General features: G+C 65.0%; 13 protein-coding genes and 2 pseudogenes. 9 read left to right on the forward strand and 6 right to left on the reverse strand.

Annotated elements, in window-relative coordinates; translation table 11 throughout:
• The first annotated feature begins 68 nt into the window (after nt 1-68).
• Entirely contained in the window at nt 69-2435 is a 2367-nt protein-coding gene (locus tag ACVIHF_RS06480; protein ID WP_253609693.1) for a transketolase, read from the forward strand.
• 180 nt (nt 2436-2615) lie between these two features.
• A pseudogene (locus ACVIHF_RS06485) lies at nt 2616-4050 on the forward strand (aldehyde dehydrogenase family protein).
• A gap of 213 nt (nt 4051-4263) precedes the next feature.
• On the opposite strand, the gene ACVIHF_RS06490 reads toward ACVIHF_RS06485, so the two are convergent.
• Entirely contained in the window at nt 4264-5226 is a 963-nt protein-coding gene (locus ACVIHF_RS06490; RefSeq protein ID WP_253609692.1) for an SMP-30/gluconolactonase/LRE family protein, read from the reverse strand.
• Nucleotides 5227-5339: 113 nt separating this feature from the next.
• Here ACVIHF_RS06490 and ACVIHF_RS06495 point away from each other — a divergent pair, with 113 nt between their 5' ends.
• Nucleotides 5340-6161, forward strand: coding sequence for an NAD-dependent epimerase/dehydratase family protein (locus ACVIHF_RS06495; protein ID WP_050384739.1), 822 nt, complete (start codon nt 5340-5342; stop codon nt 6159-6161).
• Here the strand turns inward: ACVIHF_RS06495 and ACVIHF_RS06500 are convergent, their stop codons facing one another.
• Together ACVIHF_RS06500 and ACVIHF_RS06505 are read right to left on the reverse strand one after the other, a co-directional pair.
• Nucleotides 6162-6728, reverse strand: coding sequence for an invasion associated locus B family protein (locus ACVIHF_RS06500; protein ID WP_253609691.1), 567 nt, complete (start codon nt 6726-6728; stop codon nt 6162-6164).
• A 34-nt stretch (nt 6729-6762) separates the two neighbouring features.
• Nucleotides 6763-7455 (reverse strand): GntR family transcriptional regulator, encoded by a 693-nt coding sequence (locus ACVIHF_RS06505; RefSeq protein WP_057017495.1) that lies wholly within the window; start codon nt 7453-7455, stop codon nt 6763-6765.
• Nucleotides 7456-7627: 172 nt separating this feature from the next.
• Here ACVIHF_RS06505 and ACVIHF_RS06510 point away from each other — a divergent pair, with 172 nt between their 5' ends.
• The 4 genes from ACVIHF_RS06510 to ACVIHF_RS06525 all read left to right on the forward strand — a co-directional run bounded on the left by ACVIHF_RS06510 (nt 7628) and on the right by ACVIHF_RS06525 (nt 12439).
• Nucleotides 7628-9331 (forward strand): IlvD/Edd family dehydratase, encoded by a 1704-nt coding sequence (locus ACVIHF_RS06510; RefSeq protein WP_253609690.1) that lies wholly within the window; start codon nt 7628-7630, stop codon nt 9329-9331.
• A 160-nt stretch (nt 9332-9491) separates the two neighbouring features.
• Nucleotides 9492-10493: a TRAP transporter substrate-binding protein gene (locus tag ACVIHF_RS06515; protein ID WP_225649176.1), complete on the forward strand. Its 1002-nt coding sequence runs from the start codon at nt 9492-9494 to the stop codon at nt 10491-10493.
• A 24-nt stretch (nt 10494-10517) separates the two neighbouring features.
• Nucleotides 10518-11102 carry a TRAP transporter small permease gene (locus ACVIHF_RS06520; protein ID WP_225160774.1) on the forward strand — a complete coding sequence of 195 codons (585 nt, stop codon included), beginning with the start codon at nt 10518-10520 and terminating at the stop codon, nt 11100-11102.
• The gene (locus ACVIHF_RS06525) at nt 11099-12439 is read left to right on the forward strand and encodes a TRAP transporter large permease (protein WP_028331861.1); all 1341 of its coding nucleotides are present in this window, start codon (nt 11099-11101) and stop codon (nt 12437-12439) included. Before ACVIHF_RS06520 ends, ACVIHF_RS06525 begins: the two co-directional genes overlap by 4 nt.
• Before the next feature lie 8 nt (nt 12440-12447).
• On the opposite strand, the gene ACVIHF_RS06530 is transcribed toward ACVIHF_RS06525, so the two are convergent.
• The gene (locus tag ACVIHF_RS06530; protein WP_253609689.1) at nt 12448-13242 is read right to left on the reverse strand and encodes an enoyl-CoA hydratase/isomerase family protein; all 795 of its coding nucleotides are present in this window, start codon (nt 13240-13242) and stop codon (nt 12448-12450) included.
• Between the two features lie 257 nt (nt 13243-13499).
• On the opposite strand from ACVIHF_RS06530, the gene ACVIHF_RS06535 reads away from it, so the two are divergent.
• Nucleotides 13500-14723, forward strand: coding sequence for an NAD(P)/FAD-dependent oxidoreductase (locus ACVIHF_RS06535; RefSeq protein ID WP_253609688.1), 1224 nt, complete (start codon nt 13500-13502; stop codon nt 14721-14723).
• A gap of 160 nt (nt 14724-14883) precedes the next feature.
• Nucleotides 14884-15870 (forward strand): annotated as a pseudogene (locus tag ACVIHF_RS06540) (IS30 family transposase); the annotation flags it as partial.
• Here ACVIHF_RS06540 and rbsK read toward each other — a convergent pair.
• Entirely contained in the window at nt 15840-16799 is a 960-nt protein-coding gene (rbsK, locus tag ACVIHF_RS06545) for a ribokinase (protein ID WP_253609687.1), read from the reverse strand. The pseudogene ACVIHF_RS06540 and the gene rbsK sit on opposite strands and share 31 nt — an antisense overlap.
• Before the next feature lie 22 nt (nt 16800-16821).
• Nucleotides 16822-17715, reverse strand: coding sequence for a sugar kinase (locus ACVIHF_RS06550; protein ID WP_018270479.1), 894 nt, complete (start codon nt 17713-17715; stop codon nt 16822-16824).
• Nucleotides 17716-17815 lie beyond the last annotated feature (100 nt).

Consider the following 17815-nt stretch of genomic DNA (forward strand, 5'->3'; position numbering starts at 1 on the left):
GCGTGGAATTGAGATTTTCGCCGACGCCTGCGGCAGTAACATTCCGGCGTATCGCCCGGAGCATTGCCATGGGAATCGCGCCTGAACGCCTCGACATGCTGTCCGCCCTGGCCCGCAAGGTGCTGTGGCTGTCCTCGTGGACCATCCATCACGCCAATCACGTGCGGCCCTCTACCGACGGGTTGAAGGTCGGCGGCCACCAGGCCTCGTCGGCCTCGCTCGCCAACATCATGTCGGCGCTTTATTTCTCGGTGTTGCGCCCGCAGGACCGCGTCGCGGTGAAGCCGCATGCGAGCCCGGTGTTCCACGCCATCCAGTATCTGTTCGGCCACCAGACCCGCGACAAGCTGGAGAATTTTCGCGGCTACAAGGGCGCGCAGTCCTACCCCTCGCGCACCAAGGACAGCGACGACGTCGACTTCTCGACCGGCTCGGTCGGCCTCGGCGTCGCGCAGACGCTGTTCGCCTCGCTGGTGCAGGATTACGTCAAGGCGCACGGCTGGCTGCAGGACCGGCCTGAGGGCCGCATGATCGCGCTGGTCGGCGACGCCGAGATGGACGAGGGCAACATCTTCGAGGCGTTGCTCGAAGGCTGGAAGCACGGCCTGCGCAACACCTGGTGGGTGGTCGACTACAACAGGCAGTCGCTCGACGCCGTGGTGCGCGAGGGGCTGTGGGCCAAGTTCGAGACCATGTTCCGCAACTTCGGCTGGGACGTGGTGATCGTGAAGTACGGCAAGCTGATGCTCGAGGCGTTCGCCGAGCCCGGCGGCGAGGCGCTGCGGCGCTGGATCGACAACTGCCCGAACCAGATGTACGCCGCGCTCTGCTTTCAGGGCGGCGCCGCGTTCCGCAAGCATCTGCGCGACGACATTGGCGACCAGGGTGAGGTGTCGGCGCTGATCGAGCGCCGCAGCGATGACGAGTTGCTGGCGCTGATGTCGAACCTCGGCGGCCACGATATGGCGAGCATGATCGAGGCCTTCGAGGCGATCGACCATGATCGGCCGGTCTGCTTCATCGCCTATACCATCAAGGGTGTCGGCCTGCCGATGCAGGGCCACAAGGACAACCACGCCGGCCTGATGACGGTCGCCCAGATGGAGAAGTGGCGCGCCGCGCAGAATATCCGCCCCGGCCACGAGTGGGACAAGTTCGAGGGCCTTTCGCAGGAGCCTGCGAAGCTCGAGGCCTTCCTGGCCGAGGCGCCGTTCAACCGCGAGGGGCGCCGCCGCCTGTCGGCGCCAGAAATCGACGTGCCGGAACGGCTGGCCTTCAAGGCCTCGGCGCAGATGTCGACGCAACAGGGTTTTGGTCTCGTGCTGCACGAACTGGCGCGCGGCGATAGCGAACTCGCCTCGCGCATCGTCACCGCATCGCCCGATGTCACCGTGTCGACCAATCTCGGCGCCTGGGTCAACCGCCGCGGCCTGTTCGCGAAGGCGGAGAACCACGACTTGTTCCGGCAGGAGAAGATCCCGTCCGCCTACACCTGGGAATATTCGCCGAAGGGACAGCACCTCGAGCTCGGCATCGCCGAGATGAATCTGTTCATCATGCTGTCGGCGCTCGGCCTGTCGCACCAGATCAACGGCGCGCGGCTGTTGCCGGTCGGCACGCTGTACGATCCCTTCATCGAACGCGGCCTCGATGCGCTGAACTATGCCTGCTACCAGGATGCCCGCTTCATGGTGGCGGCGACGCCGTCGGGCATCTCGCTGGCGCCGGAAGGCGGCGCGCATCAGTCGATCAAGACGCCCTTGATCGGGATCGGGCAGGACGGGCTCGCCTCGTTCGATCCGGCCTTCGTCGATGAACTTGCCGTGATCATGGGCTGGGGCTTTGGCCACATGCAGCGCGAGGGTGCCGAGGGTGGTTCGGTTTACTTGCGACTCTCGACCCGTACGCTGGAGCAGCCGCAACGGATCATGACCCCGGACCTGCAGCGCGACATCACCGACGGCGCCTATTGGATGCGCAAGCCGGGCCCGAACTGCGACATCGTCATTGCGTATACCGGCACCGTCGCGCCGGAGGCGATCGAGGCGGTCGGCCTGATCGGCGAGAGCCACCGCGACGTCGGTCTGCTGGCGGTCACCTCCGCCGACCGGCTCTACGCGGGTTGGTCCGCCGCGCGGAATTTGCGCCGCGACCGCCGCGGCGCGCAGCATTTGAGTCATATCGAGCGCATGCTGGCGCCGCTCGGCCGCGACTGCGGCATTGTGACCGTGATCGACGGCCATCCGGCAACGCTCGGCTGGCTCGGCAGCGTGCGCGGCCACCGTGTCGAGGCGCTCGGTGTCGAGCATTTCGGCCAGACCGGCACGATCAGCGACCTCTACCGCCACTACGGCATCGACGCCAACGCCATCATCGACGCGGCGGAAAGCGTCTCGGTCGGCGCCCCGGTGCGGCATCGCAAGATGGCGGTGTAGCATCACCGGAAGGGGAGTGCGAAGGAGCCTTGCCACACGTGCGGCTCGGCCCTTATATCTCGCGGACGCGCACGAGCCGCGTCCCGCATATGGCGGGTTCAATTCGCCGGGCTTTCGTGCAAGGATGCCTGCCGAACGCTTTCGTTCCCCATTCCATACGCCCCGTACAAGAGGTTTCCGATGGTCAATCGCATGCAATTCTACATCGACGGCGCCTGGGTCGATCCCGTCGTCAAAGGCAAGTCCACCCCGGTCGTCAATCCGGCAACCGAAGAAGCGATGTATGAGATTGCGCTCGGCTCCAAGGCCGATGTCGACAAGGCAGTCGCCGCCGCCAAGCGCGCCTTCGAGACCTTTTCCCGGACCAGCCGCGAGGAGCGCGTCGCGCTGCTCACCAAGATCGTCGAGGTCTACAAGGGCCGCATGAAGGAGATCGGCGCGGCCGTCTCCGACGAAATGGGCGCGCCGTTGCCGATGGCCGAGAAGCTGCAGGCCGGCGCCGGCCTTGGCCACCTCATGAACACCCTCGAAGTGCTGAAGAAGTACGAGTTCGAGGAGACCATGGGCACCGCCGTGATCGTGCGCGAGCCGGTCGGCGTCGTCGGCATGATCACCCCCTGGAACTGGCCGCTGAACCAGATCGCCTGCAAGGTCGCGCCCGCGCTCGCCGCCGGTTGCACCATGATCCTGAAGCCGTCGGAGTTCACCCCGACCTCGGCGCTGATCTTCGCGGAAATCCTCCATGAAGCCGGGCGTGCCGAAGGGCGTGTTCAACCTGCTCAACGGCCTCGGCCCGGAGGTAGGTGCGGCGATGAGCGAGCACCCGGACATCGACATGATCTCGTTCACCGGTTCGACCCGCGCCGGCGTCGACGTCGCCAAGCGTGCGGCCCCGACCGTGAAGCGCGTCAGCCAGGAGCTCGGCGGCAAGTCGCCGAACGTGATCCTCGACGGTGCCGACCTGACCAAGGCGGTGACCGGCGGCGTGATGCACATGTTCAACAACTCGGGCCAGTCCTGCAACGCGCCGTCGCGCATGATCGTGCCGCTCTCCAAGATGAAGGAAGTGGCCGCCATCGCGAAGGGCGTCGCCGACAAGACCAAGGCGGGCGATCCGCGTGCCGACGGCACCACGATCGGTCCGGTGGTCAACCGCGGCCAGTGGGACAAGATCCAGGCGCTGATCCAGAAGGGCATCGACGAGGGCGCAACGCTCGTCGCCGGCGGCCCGGGCCTGCCCGAGGGCGTCAACAAGGGCTTCTATGTCCGTCCGACCATCTTCGCCGACGTCACCAACGACATGACGATCGCCCGCGAAGAGATCTTCGGACCGGTGCTGACCATCCTCGGCGCCAAGGACGAAGCCGACGCGGTGAAGATCGCCAACGACACGCCGTATGGTCTCGCCGGTTACGTCTCCGCCGACACCGTGGAAACCGCGCGCCGCGTCGGCCGCCAGATCCGCGCCGGCAACGTCAACCTGCAGGGCGTGCCGAACGAGCGCACCGCACCGTTCGGTGGCTACAAGCAGTCCGGCAACGGCCGCGAGTGGGGCCGCTACGGTCTGGAAGAATATCTCGAGGCCAAGGCGGTCGCCGGCTACAACGCCGCGTAAGCCGAGCCACGAGAGACAACATTCTGGCGCCGGGGCAGGCAACTGCTCCGGCGTCAGCCATTTTGGGGGCGCAAGGTCTTGCAGAGTGCGAATCTTGCGAAGATGAAGGTTGCAGTCTCGCCGTCATTGCGAGCGAAGCGAAGCAATCCATCTCTCCTCACGGGCGGACAGATGGATTGCTTCGTCGCTTCGCTCCTCGCAATGACGGCCGGGCTAGCCGCCGAGCGCGCCTTGGGTGTTGACGTAGAGCGCATAGATCGACTGGCTCGCCGCCATGAACAGGCGGTTGCGCTTGACGCCGCCGAAGCAGAGGTTGGCGCAGCGCTCCGGCAGCGCGATGCGGCCGATCATGACGCCGTCGGGCGCGAACACGACGACGCCGTCGAGTTCGGGATCACCCATGCCCCAGCCGCACCACAGATTGCCGTCGATGTCGCAGCGCATGCCGTCGGGCGTGCCCGGGCCGGCGTCGATGAAGACGCGCTTGTTGGAGATCGTCTTGCCGTCGGCTGCGACGTCATAGGCGAGGATCTTGCGGTTCGGTTCGCCGCGGGATTCCACGACGTAGAGGATCTTCTCGTCCGGCGAGAAGCACAGCCCGTTCGGTCCCAGCACGCCCTCGGCGACGATGGTGGCCTCGCGGGTTGCGGGATCGAGCCGGTAGACGTTGGGCTCGATCTCGGGATCGGCCTTGTAGCCTTCGTAGTTGCCGAGCAGGCCGAAGATCGGATCGGTGAACCAGATCGAGCCGTCGGATTTCACCACGACGTCGTTCGGCGAGTTCAGCCGCTTGCCGCCGTAGGAATCGATCAGCACCGTAATCGACCCGTCATATTCGGTGCGCACCACGCGGCGGCCGCCATGCTCGCAGGTGATCAGCCGGCCCTGGCGGTCGCGGGTGTTGCCGTTGGCGAAGTTCGACGGCTTGCGGAAGATGCTGACCGCGCCGGTCTCTTCCTCCCATTTGAGGATGCGCTGGTTCGGGATGTCGCTGCACAACAGATAGCGGCCGTCGCCGAACCACACCGGACCTTCGGCCCAGCGCAGGCCGGTCGCGATGCGCTCGACGGCGGAGAGTTTCAGCCAGTATTTCTCGAAGCGCGGATCGAGCGCGCGGATCGCGGGATCGGGATAGCAGGTCGCGGGACGCCAGCCGGCGGAATGAACATCGGACATTTGCTGTTCTCGTTGTTGTGTTTCGATGGTGTTTCCTTGAGCGCCTGGTTTGCTATCATTGTCGGCCTGCGACCGCAATTCGATCGCAGCAATCAGGAAAGAAGAGGGACGGCATGCCACGCATATTGATGACGGGCGCATCGGGGGGAATCGGAACGAGCCTGCGCAAGCTGCTGCCGCCGATCTATCCGGATCTCCTGCTGAGCGATATCAAGCAGCCCTCCGATCTCGGCAGCAACGAAAAGTTCAAGGCGGCCGATCTCGCCGACCTTGCGCAGGTCGAGGCGATCTGCGAGGGCGTCGACGGCATCCTGCATTTCGGCGGCTATTCGGTGGAAGGACCCTGGGACGCGATCCTGCAGTCCAACATCATCGGCTGCTACAATCTGTTCGAGGCGGCGCGCAAAAAGGGCGTCAAGCGCGTGATCTTCGCCTCGTCCAATCACGCGGTCGGGTTCTATCCGCGTCATCACCGCATCGGCACCGACGTCACCGCGCGGCCGGATAGTCGTTATGGTGTGAGCAAGGTGTTCGGCGAAGGCGTCGGCGCGCTCTATGCCGACAAGCACGGCATCAAGGTCACGTGCCTCCGGATCGGCAATTTCGGTGAGGCGCCGCTCGACCACCGCAGGCTCTCGATCTGGCTCAAGCCGGAAGACCTCGTCCAGCTCTGCCGCATCGGGCTCGAGCATCCCGACATCCATTTCGAGGTGCTGTACGGCGCGTCCTACAATGAGCGCTCGTGGTGGGACAATCACCGCGCCTACGATCTCGGCTATCGTCCGACCGGAAGGGCTGAAGATTTCCGCGAGCACGCGATGGCCGAGCAGGCCAAGCTGCCGCCGGATCCGGTCGGCGACTATTACCAGGGCGGCGCGTTCTGCAGCATGGAGTTCGACGGCGACAAGGAGAGGGTGATCGACTGGAAGAAGTGATCAATCCTCGCATTGCGGCAGTTGCTTCACGGATTCGGTGTGCTGCTGCGCCTCCTTCGAACCTTGCCCGGATGTCTTGGGCGGGCTGCCGGGCCCGTCAAAGGTCTCGGCGAAGTGCGTGAGGGGAAAGGCGAGGCTTATGGTCTGCCCGGTGAGGTTCTTGGCTTCGACAGCGATCGTCTGCGCGTGCTTCAGCCGCTCGATCATTTCGCCGTCGGCCTCGAGCGTGCCGCCGCAGCCGAGCGTGTAGCAATGCGGCCTCGCGATCTGGATCGGCTCGTCCTGATCGATGCGGAGGCTGATCGTGCCTTCCAGCATGGTCCGCGTTCCGACATTGGCGCTCACGATCGCGCGCTTGCTGCTCTGCGGCGAGACGCTGAGTGTGCCGCCCGATGGCGAGCACCGACCGCGCGCGGCTGCGCCGACGAAGCAGCTCGCCTCTGTCAGGCACGTCTTGGTCCAGGGCTCGTAGGTGAGCTGCGTCGCGCGCGGATCGGCCGCTTCGCCAACGCCGCCGAGCGCAAGCTGCACGGCCAGCGATCCAAGGAATATAGCCACATAGCGCATCGCGGTCTCCTTCACGAGGAGGCCGCGTATCGCGCTATTGCGGCTTTTTGTCGTTGGAGATGCGGACGAGATAATCCGCCTTGCTGTACTGCATGTGATCGACGCAAAGCTGCGCCAGCGCCCAGCTGTCGCGGCCCTTCAAGAGCTCGATCATCAATTCGTGCTGGCGGCGCGACAATGCGAGGCCCTCGCTGTCGGCGAGATTCTTGGCGCGCATCGGCAGTGTCAGGTTCATGTAGTCCTGCAATGAGCGGACGAGGTAAGGATTGCCACAGGCGGAGAACAGCGCGAGGTGGAATGCATCGTTGGTCTCGTGAATGCCGCGCATGTCCTGCGCCTCGGCCTTGATGCAGTAGTGCCGTTGCAGTTCGCTCAACTGGTCGATCAGGCTTTGCGGCGCGGGCAGGGCGATCATCAGCGCGGCCTGGCGCGTCAACATCTCGCGCACCTCATAGATCTGCCGCACTTCCTCGGCCGAATAGAACCGTACCGTAGCGCCGACATTCTTCTCGCGCAGCACGATGCCCTGGCGCTCGAGCTGGAACAGCGCCTGGCGGACGAAATGCCGGCTCGCGCCATAGCGCTGCATCAGGTTATCCTCGACCAGCCGCAAACCGGGTGCGAAGCGGCCGAAGATGATGTCCTCCTCCAGCCGGCGGATCACCTCCGCCTGTTCCTCCTCGCGCGAGGGGGCCTGGAGTTCGGGCAATGTGGGCTCGGCTGTCATGCGCTCTCGGCTTTGGATCGGTGCCTGAGGTCAGCATAGCGCCACGGTTATTGTCAATAATGGGGGCGATTTTGCCGCAGACCAGCCACCCGCCGCGACCGGATTATCTCATATTGACAATAATTCCTGCCGCTCCTTAAGTGCGGCCGAACAACCACGGGACGAGAAGAAAATGGCCGACGGACTTCGCAAGGGACTGACAAGCTATGGTGACGCCGGCTTCTCGCTGTTCCTGCGCAAGGCGTTCATCAAGGCGATGGGCTATTCTGACGATGCGCTCAATCGCCCGATCGTCGGCATCACCAACACCTACAGCGACTACAATCCCTGCCACGGCAACGTGCCGCAGATCATCGAGGCCGTGAAGCGCGGCGTGATGCTGTCGGGCGCGATGCCGTTCGTGTTCCCGACCATCTCGATCGCGGAGAGCTTTGCGCACCCGACCTCGATGTATCTGCGCAACCTGATGGCGATGGATACCGAGGAAATGATCCGCGCCCAGCCGATGGATGCGGTGATCGTGATCGGCGGTTGCGACAAGACCTTGCCGGCGCAGATCATGGCTGCGATCAGCGCCGATCTGCCGACGGTGGTGATTCCGGTCGGGCCCATGGTCGTCGGCCATCACAAGGGCGAGGTGCTCGGCGCCTGCACGGACTGCCGCCGGCTGTGGGGCAAGTATCGCGCCGGCGAGATCGACGACAACGAGATCGAGGCGGTGAACGGCCGCCTCGCGCCCTCGGTCGGCACCTGCATGGTGATGGGCACTGCCTCCACCATGGCCTGCATCACCGAGGCGCTCGGCCTGTCGCTGCCGATGAGCGCGACGATCCCGGCGCCCCATGCCGAACGCTTCCGTTCCGCCGAGGCCAGCGGCCGCGTCGCCGCCGAGATGGCGAAGACCAAGGGACCGAAGCCGAGCGAGATCCTGACGCCATCCTCGTTCCGCAACGCCCAGGTCGTCATGCAGGCGATCGGCGGTTCGACTAACGGGCTGATCCACCTCACGGCGATCGCCAACCGCTCGCCGCACAGGATCGACCTCGAGGCGTTCGACAAGCTCGGCCGCGAGGTCCCCGTGCTGGTCGACCTCAAGCCGTCGGGCGAACACTACATGGAGCATTTCCATCACGCCGGTGGCGTGCCGAAGCTGATGGCGCAGCTCGGCGACCTCATCGATCTCGATGCCAAAACCATCACCGGCCAGACCTTGCGCGAGGTCGTCGCCAATGCCGAGGATGTGCCGGGGCAGGACGCGATCCGCTCCAAGGCGAACCCGATCAAATCCGAAGGCGCGATGGCGATCCTGCACGGCAATCTCGCGCCGCGCGGCGCCGTTATCAAGCAGTCGGCGGCGAGCCCGAAACTATTGCAGCACACCGGCCGCGCCGTGGTGTTCGAATCGGTCGAGGACATGACGCTGCGGGTCGACGATCCCGCGCTCGATGTGACCGCCGACGACGTGTTGGTGCTGCGCAATGCCGGCCCGAAGGGCGCGCCGGGCATGCCGGAGGCAGGTTACCTGCCGATCCCGAAGAAACTGGCGCGCGCCGGCGTGAAGGACATGGTCCGCATCTCCGATGCGCGAATGAGCGGCACCGCGTTCGGCACCATCGTGCTGCACATCACGCCGGAATCCGCGGTCGGCGGTCCGCTCGGGCTGGTGCGGAACGGCGACATGATCCGGCTCGATGTCGCCAAGCGCAGCATCGATCTTTTGGTCGACGAGGCCGAATTGCAGAAGCGCCGCGACGCGCTCGCGCCGGCCGGTTCGCCCGATTGGGCCAAGCGCGGCTACGCGCATCTCTTCAACGACACCATCCTGCAGGCCGACGAAGGCTGCGATTTCGACTTCATGCGCGCCAAGGGCAAGTAGCAAGTCGCCGGTGTCGTTCGGCCCGGCGGTCGAATTGTCGATAATTTCTGCGTTGCGGCACTCAATGATACCCGCAGGCGGCTCGTTTCTCCTGTTTTATTGACAATCCCGCGCGACTGGTGGGATGATCCCCTCAATCAAGAACAGGGGGAACGTTGCGATGGGCTATTCAGCCAGGATCGTCGGGATTGCCATGGCCGCGGCAGCGCTGCTGCTGTCCGCGGGCGCCGGCGCGCAGGAGGTAAAGCACTTCCGCTTCGCGCACGATCAGCAGCTCAATACCGGTTATAGCGTCGCCTACGACATGTTCTCCGCCAAGCTCAAGGAATTGAGCAAGGGGACCATGATCGTCGACCAGTATCCCGGTGCGCAGCTCGGCCAGGAGCCGCAGCTGCTGCAGCTTGTGAAATCCGGAGACATTGAATTCGCCATCATCTCGTCGGCGAACACTGCAACCATCTCGCCGCAGGCCGGTGTGATGTCGCTGCACTTCCTGTTCCGCGACGCCAACCACGTGGTCAAGGCGCTTGCCGATCCGAAGGTGATCGATGCGATCAAGGCTATGATCGACGACACGTCGCAAGGCCTTCATGTCATCGCGACGGGCAGCCAAGGTGTGAGAAGCATCTATGCGAGGAAGGAAATCCACAACGTCGGCGACCTCAAGGGTGTAAAGATTCGCGTTCAGGCGACGGCTACGGAAGACACGATCTTCCCGGCTTACGCGGCGCAAACCGTCCATATGCCGTTCGGCAGCGTGTACACGTCATTGCAGACCGGCGTCGTCGATGCGGCGGAAAACAGCGTGAACGTTTACCTCGTCAATAAGCACTATGAAGTCGCGCCGGTGCTCTCGATGACCGAGCACGAGGCCAACAATGCGCTGCTGTTCGTCAGCGACAAGCTGTGGCAGAGCCTCTCAGCCGAGCAGAAGACCTGGGTGACGACGGCGGCCGCCGAGGTCAGCGCCAAGGAGCCGGCGAAGGCGTTCGAATTGGAGAAGAACGCGGCTGCGAAACTGAAATCGTTCGGCGTCAAGGTGGTCGAGGATGTGGACAAGAAGAGCTTTACCGCGATCGCCGATCCCTATCTCGACAAGCTCGCCAAGGATCTCGGGCCGCATGCGGAGAAGATCAAGAATTTGATCCGCGCGATCAACTAGCCCGGGTCGACGGGGAGCGCGAGCATGGCCATCGCCGACACACTGGTGCTGCAACGGCAGCGGCATCTGAAATGGCGGGCGCTCGACCGGCTCGAGCTGATCCTGATGATGCTGTGCGGCTTGCTGTGCTTCGGCTTCTCGCTGTCGGTGACCGCCGATATCGTCACCCGCACCATCGGTCATCCCTGGCTGTGGCTGCAGGAGGTGACCTCGACGCTGTTCATCTACGCGATCTTCATCGGGGCCGCGGTCGCGACACGGCGCAACGACCATCTCTATCTCACCGCGATCTCCGAAGCGCTGCATGGCAGGTCGCGGCTGTTCGTCGAGATCGTCATCCGTCTGGTGGTGCTGGGCGTCGCCTTCTGCCTGGTCTGGTACGGCTATCAAAATTACCTGCGAGGCTTCGGCAGCTTCCGCCTGCCGTCGGGTACGCCGATCGCCTCGCTCTATGCGGTGATTCCGCTGTCTGGCATCCTGATCGGCCTGTTCACGGTCGAGCAGCTCGTCAACGGGATCCGCAATGGCTTCGACCATCCGGAGCCGCCGGATGACGACCTTCCGATTCCTGCGATCGATACCCGCGCGACGACGGGAGTGCAGCCGTGAGCGCACCGGTCGTGCTTGCGCTGATGTCGTTCTGCTTCCTGTTCTTCGGCTATCTCGGCGTGCCGGTGCCGTTCTCACTGATGGCCGGCGTGTTCGTCGGCGCAGTGCTATCAGACGTCTCGCTGGCGGCGATCATCCAGAAGATCTTCGACGGCGTCGATTCCGAGGCGCTGCTTGCGATCCCGTTCTTCCTGCTGGTCGGCGAGCTCATGAGCTCGGCAAATGTCGTGGTCCGCATCGCCAATCTGTCGGTCTCTCTGGTCGGTCATATCAGGGGCGGGCTGTCGCAGGTCGTCGTCGTCTTCAGCATGTTCTTCTCGGAGATGTCGGGCTCGACCACCGCCGATGTCGCGGTCATGAGCCGGGCGCTCGGCGGGCCGATGCGGCGGGAAGGGTATGAGCCGGCCTTCATCGCCGCGATCATCGCCTCGGCGTCGACGATCGCAGCGCTGGTGCCGCCGAGCATCACGGCAGTGGTCTATGGCGCGGTCGGCAATGTCTCGATCGCCGGGCTGTTCATGGCCGGTGTGGTCCCCGGGCTGATGATCGGCTTCGGGCTGATGATTTATTGCTACTTCTTCGGTCCCTCGGGCCTGCGCAAGCCGCGCGCGCCGCTGCGCCAGGTTGCGTTCGCCGCCGGTGACGCGGCGCTGCCGATGATGATCCCGGTGATCCTGCTGGGCGGCATCCTGACCGGCTGGTTCACGCCGACCGAGGCCGGGGTGGTCGCGGTCGCCTACATCATCGTCGTGGTGATTCCGGCGCTGAACCGCGGGCACCTGAAGAAGATCCCGTACGATTTCTGTCTGGCGGGCCTGATCTTCTCGCTGCCGCTGATCACGATCGGCGCGGCGAACGCGTTCGGCTGGATGCTGGCCTATCTGCGCGGCGCGATCTACATCGCCGACTGGATCACCTCGATCGCCGGTAACGATCCGCACCTCATCATGCTCTTGATGGTGCTGTTGTTCACCGTGGTCGGCGACTTCATCGAGCCGGTGCCGACCATCATCATCTTCATGCCGCTGGTCAACGCCTTGACCCAGGCCGGCGACATCAACGGCGTGCATATGGGCGTGGTGCTGATCGCAACGCTGGCATTCGGCCTGATCACGCCGCCCTACGGGCTCGTGCTGCTGATGGCCTCGAAATTCGTCGGCATCAGTTTTGCAAAAGCGTTGCGGGCGGCGTTGCCGATCTATGTCGTGTTCCTGGTCACGATCTGCTTCACGATCTATTTTCCGAAGGTCGTGCTGTGGCTGCCCAAGCAGGTGATCCCGGAATCGGTCGGCTGCTTCAAGGCACCCGGCGGCACGGGGTACATTTGCCCGAACTAGCCAAACCTCTACTTCGACTTGCTGGTGAACTTCTTCACGGCGACGCGGAAATCGTCGGTATGCATCGCCGTGATGATCTTGTGTTCCTCGGCGTCGAGCTGCTGATTGGTCGGCGTGGTGGCGGCCTGATAGACCAGTGATTTGGTCCCCGCGATTGCGGCGGGCGGATTCTGCGCCAGGCGCTCGGCGAGCTGCCGCGTCGCTGCCTTCAGCTCGGCCGCGGGGACGGTCTTGACGACGAGACCCCATTCATAGGCTTGCTGCGCGGTGAAGCCATCCTCGGCGAGGAAAATCTGCAGCGCGCGACGGGTCCCGACCGTGCCGACGATGCCGACCGTGCTGCCGCCATCCGGCGACACGCCGATCTTGGCATAGGCGGGCGTGAAGCGGGCATCGTCCGCGGCGATACAAAGGTCGGTCACGAACGCGAGGCCCATGCCGGCGCCGGCCGCCGAACCATGCACGCTGGATAGAACGATCTTCGGCATCCGCCGGACCGTCTCGATGAAGGCATGGTAGTGGTGAAGCATCTCGCCGACCACGGGGGCGACATTGTTGGCTTCGGTCGCTGCGCCGATGGTCTGCAGATCGCCGCCGGCGCAGAAGGCGCGGCCTTCGCCCTCGATGACCAGCACGCGGACATTCTTGTTGGCTTCGACCTCGGCGCCGAGCTGCTCGAGCTTCTTGGCGATCGTCATGTCGATCGCGTTGAACGCGGCCGGCCGGTTCAGCGTGATGGTCGCGATGGCGCCGTCGATACGGAGCAAGGCGGGATCGTTGGCGGAGGGGGCGGGTGCTGGCATATTGAAGACCTTGGGCTAGTTGGTTCCGGACATTTAAGGCCTTGGCGGGAGCCGTGGCAATCCGGCCCGGCGCCCGGGGGCCGCGGGTGCGCCCGGAATCGCCTGGGACCCCCTTGCATCGGTGCGAGCCATGAGGCCAAATGGCACGCGCCTTCGGTACGCAGACACGAGCGCTGTGGGGACGGGGCAAGCAAGCTAACATCGACAAGAGGAAACGGCATGGGTCGCTCCTGCTCGCGCGTATTTGGGTTGTTCCGATGACAGGCTCGGTCATCATCGTCGGCGCCGGACACGCCGGCTTCCAGCTCGCGGCGTCGTTGCGCCAGGCCGGCTTTGCCGAGCGCATCGCCCTGATCAATGACGAAGGCCATTTGCCGTATCAGCGGCCGCCGCTGTCGAAGGCCTATCTGAAGGGGACCGGCGGGCCCGAGACCCTGATGTTCCGGCCCGACAAGTTCTACCAGGACAACAAGATCGAGCTGATCACCGATCGCGCCCATGCGATCGACCGCAATGCGCGGAAGGTGACGCTCGCCTCCGGCACATCGCTCGACTATGGCCATCTGGTGTTCGCGACCGGTGCGCGGAACCGGCTGCTCGATATCCCCAACGCCAAGCTCGACGCAGTCCGCTACCTGCGCATCCTGGATGAGAGCCAGGCGCTGCGCGACTTGATCGCGCCCGGCATGCGCGTCGTGGTGATCGGTGCGGGCTTCATCGGGCTCGAATTCGCCGCCACCGCGCGGGCCAAGGGCCTCGAGGTCGACGTGGTCGAGCTCGCCTCTCGCGTGATGGCGCGGGCGGTGACCGCGGAGATTTCCGAGTTCTCGCAATCCCGGCACAGCGCCGCCGGCATACGGATTCACCTCGGGGTGCAGGTCACGGCGATCGAGGCCGATGGCGGCAAGGTTACCGGTGTCAGCCTGAGCAACGGCACGCATATCCCGGCCGATCTCGTCGTGGTCGGCGTCGGCGTGCTGCCGAATGTCGAGCTTGCGGCGGAGGCCGGGCTGCCGGTGGCATCCGGCATCATCGTCGACGAGCATCTGTTGACCGCCGATCCGAATGTCTCCGCGATCGGCGATTGCGCGCTCTACACCAGCAAACGCTTCGGCGGCTCGCTGCGGCTCGAGTCGGTGCAGAATGCGACCGACCATGCGCGCTGCGTGGCGTCGCGGCTGACCGGCAAGACCGAGGTCTACGACGGCCTGCCGTGGTTCTGGAGCGACCAGGGCCCCGACAAGCTGCAGATGGCGGGTCTCACCACCGGCTACGACCGCGTCGTGGTGCGCGGCGACCGCGCGCAGGGGGCGTTCTCGGCGTTCTGCTATCGCGGCGACAAACTGCTCGGCATCGAGTCGGTCAACCGCGCCGGCGATCACATGTTCGGCCGCCGGCTGCTCGGCGCCGGCGGCTCGATCACGCCGGAGCAGGCGGTGGATGCGAGCTTCGACCTGAAGAGTGCGCTGGCGCAAATATAAGCAAGCGTCGTCCCGGCGAAAGCCGGGACCCATACTCCGCGGCAGTCGTTGGCGGAGACGAACGCAGTTGCCACGCGTGTGCCCCCCAAACTGTGGCCGGTGGTTATGGGTCCCCTGAGTTCACAAACGAAGTGCAACACTTCCTTGAGGAGGTGTTGCCATGGGGCGGACTTACAAGCAGCTCTCTCTGGACGACCGATGCGAGATTGCCTGCCTATCGGCCAATGGCAGCTCGGTCCGGCAAATCGCGGCAGCTCTGGATCGCTCGCCATCAACGGTCTCTCGGGAACTGAGGCGCAATCGGGGGAGCCAGGTCGGCTACACGCCGAGCTATGCCCAGCACCAGATGCGAGCGCGGCGCTGGACGGGCGGACGCCTCGAACGGGAGCCCGGCCTGCGCCGCGCGGTGTTGCAACGCCTTCGCCGCGGCTGGTCGCCCGAGCAGGTCGCTGGCCGGCTGGCCCGCGAGCACGGGCGCAAGGTGATCTCCCACGAGACCATCTACCGCTTCATCTATGGCCAACTCAGGCGCACCACGGACTTCAACTGGCGGCGCTATCTGCCGCGCGCCAAGAGCAAGCGCGGCTGCCGCGGCAAGCGGGGCGGCAGCCCCGCAAGCTTCATCGAAGGCCGTGTACCCTTGGCAAATCGGCCGCTCGAAGCGGCCGACCGCAGCGTGCCCGGACACTGGGAGGCCGACCTGATGATGTTCTCGAAATACGGTCAGGCCGTGCTGGCCGTGCACGAGCGCACCTCGCGGCTGCTGCTCGGCATCCGCCTTGCCAGCAAGGTCGCGCGCGGTGTCGCCCGCCATCTCGTGGGCTTCTTCGCGCCCCTTCCACAAGAGCTGCGCCAGAGCGTTACCTTCGACAACGGCACCGAGTTCGCCGGTCACCTGGCGCTGCACCGCCTCTCGATCGCGACCTTCTTCTGCGATCCCCATGCCCCCTGGCAGAAGGGTGGCATCGAGAACGCCATCGGCAGGATGCGCCGCTTTATTCCCCGCAAGACGGATCTCGTCACCCTCTCGACCGCCAGGTTCCGCCAGTTCATCGCCGCCTACAACAACACCCCGCGCAAATGCCTTGACTACCGCACGCCTGCCGAGTCCTTTGCTCAAGTGTTGCACTTCGAATGTGAATCCACCTCCCGGCCTTCTCCGGGACGACGAGGGGAGAGAGCGTCCTCCACCTCATCCGCCGTCGGCATCGACGGCGCGGCTCCCATCCGTTGCACGCAAATCGAGGCGGCGGCGTTGGCGTAGGCCAGTGCGTCGCCGAGCGGCTTGCCGATGGCGAGCTGTGAGGCGAGGGCGCCGACGAAGCAATCGCCGGCTCCCGTGGTGTCGACGGCCTTGACCTCGCGTCCCGGCACGAGCAGCGGTTGGTGCTCGACCAGCGCCAGCACGCCGCGCTTTCCGAGCGTGACGCAGACGATCTTGCCTTGCCCCAACGCCCGGGCCGCCTCGGAGAAGCGCTCCGGCGTGTCGCTGTCGCGCAGCTCCGTGCCGGTCAGGTAGCCGAGTTCGGTCTCGTTCAGAACGAGGATGTCGACGAGATCGAGCAGAGCCTTGTCGGCCTGTTTTGCCGGTGCCGGATTGAGGATCGTGGTGGCGCCGACGGCGCGGGCGCGTCGGAAGAAGGCAGCGATCGCCGGCAGCGGGATCTCGAACTGGCTGACCGCGACGTCACCCCTCGCGAGGACGGGGGCCGCGACATCATCGGCCTCGACCAGCCCGTTGGCGCCCGGCACGACGACGATCGTGTTGTCGGCGTTGGCGAGCGTGATGATCGCCGTGCCTGAATGCGTGCCGTCGGTGTCCTTGACGAAGGTGAGATCGACGCCTTGCGCGGCAAGGAACGTTCGCAGCTCCTTGCCGAATGCATCGGTGCCGAGCCGGCCGATCAGCGTGGTCGGTACGCCGAGCTTGGCCGAAGCCACCGCCTGGTTGGCGCCCTTGCCGCCGGGAAAATAGAGCACGGCCTCGCCTGCCACGGTTTCGCCGATCCGCGGATGGCGCTCGGCGGTCGCCACCACGTCCATATTGATGCTGCCGGCGACGAAGACGCGCCCCATGGCCTAGCCCCATTCACCCCTATCAAGCCTCGGCGCGAAACTCCTGCTTGACCGCCGCGATATCCGCCAGCGTCGGCAGGCCGGCCTCGTTGCCGAGCTTCTGGATCTTGAAGGTCGAGGCTGCGCGCGCGAACTTGAAATGCTCATGCCAGCCTTTGCTCGGGTTTGAAAGGTAAGAGTAGATGTAGGCGCCGTGGAAGACGTCGCCGGCGCCGTTGGTATCGATCACACGCGCGCGCGGGATCGGGAAGGCCGGCAGCGTGCGCACTGTGCCGGCCTCGTCATACCAGAGCAGGCCGCGCTCGCCCATGGTGACGCCGCCGACCTTGCAGCCCCGGCTCTTGAGATAGTCGAGCATCTGTTCCGGCGTCTTGTCCATCTGCTCGCACAGGCGTTCGGCGACGATCGCAATGTCGATGAATGCGAGCAGCTCGTGGGTGTTGGTGCGCAGGCCGCCGCCGTCGAGCGAGGTCAGGATGCCATCCTCGCGGCACAGCTTCGCATAATGGATCGCGGCGTCCGGCTGGTGGCCGTCGATGTGCAGCGCGCGGCAGCCCTTGATGTTCAGCAGCGGAAAAGGATGGATGTGCTGGTCGTCGCGGCAGCGGACGATGGCGCGCTTGCCGTCGTTCGGCATGATGAAGGACAGCGAGGAGGAGTTGACCTTGCGGGGGTGGAACGAGATGCCGTACCTGTCGGCCATGTCCCAGAACATCCGTCCCAGCCAGTCATTGGCCATGGTGGCGATCAGGTCCGGCGGGACGCCGAGCTTGGCGCAGCAGAACGCCGCGGTCACGGCGTTGCCGCCGAACGACACCGCATAGGCGTCGGCGACGTGCTTTTCGTCGCCGACGGGCATGTGATCTGTGATGAAGGTGACGTCGATATAGGTCTGTCCGATGAAGAGAGCCTGCATTCGCTTTCCGTCGTGGCTTGGTGTGGTCCCGGCCGGCGGTTCCAGACTAGCATTGCTGGTCGGCCGAGATCGCTGAAAATATTCGCAACCCTGCCTGGTT

This window comes from Bradyrhizobium sp. USDA 4506 (genome assembly GCF_054058795.1).

Coding starts and splice junctions, on each gene's coding strand:
- ACVIHF_RS06520 (WP_225160774.1), top strand. CDS start 10,518: ATGGCCATCGCCGACACACTGGTGCTGCAACGGCAGCGGCATCTGAAA.
- ACVIHF_RS06530 (WP_253609689.1), bottom strand. CDS start 13,242: ATGCCAGCACCCGCCCCCTCCGCCAACGATCCCGCCTTGCTCCGTATC.
- ACVIHF_RS06505 (WP_057017495.1), bottom strand. CDS start 7,455: ATGACAGCCGAGCCCACATTGCCCGAACTCCAGGCCCCCTCGCGCGAG.
- ACVIHF_RS06510 (WP_253609690.1), top strand. CDS start 7,628: ATGGCCGACGGACTTCGCAAGGGACTGACAAGCTATGGTGACGCCGGC.
- rbsK (WP_253609687.1), bottom strand. CDS start 16,799: ATGGGGCGCGTCTTCGTCGCCGGCAGCATCAATATGGACGTGGTGGCG.
- ACVIHF_RS06500 (WP_253609691.1), bottom strand. CDS start 6,728: ATGCGCTATGTGGCTATATTCCTTGGATCGCTGGCCGTGCAGCTTGCG.
- ACVIHF_RS06515 (WP_225649176.1), top strand. CDS start 9,492: ATGGGCTATTCAGCCAGGATCGTCGGGATTGCCATGGCCGCGGCAGCG.
- ACVIHF_RS06490 (WP_253609692.1), bottom strand. CDS start 5,226: ATGTCCGATGTTCATTCCGCCGGCTGGCGTCCCGCGACCTGCTATCCC.
- ACVIHF_RS06495 (WP_050384739.1), top strand. CDS start 5,340: ATGCCACGCATATTGATGACGGGCGCATCGGGGGGAATCGGAACGAGC.
- ACVIHF_RS06480 (WP_253609693.1), top strand. CDS start 69: ATGGGAATCGCGCCTGAACGCCTCGACATGCTGTCCGCCCTGGCCCGC.
- ACVIHF_RS06535 (WP_253609688.1), top strand. CDS start 13,500: ATGACAGGCTCGGTCATCATCGTCGGCGCCGGACACGCCGGCTTCCAG.
- ACVIHF_RS06550 (WP_018270479.1), bottom strand. CDS start 17,715: ATGCAGGCTCTCTTCATCGGACAGACCTATATCGACGTCACCTTCATC.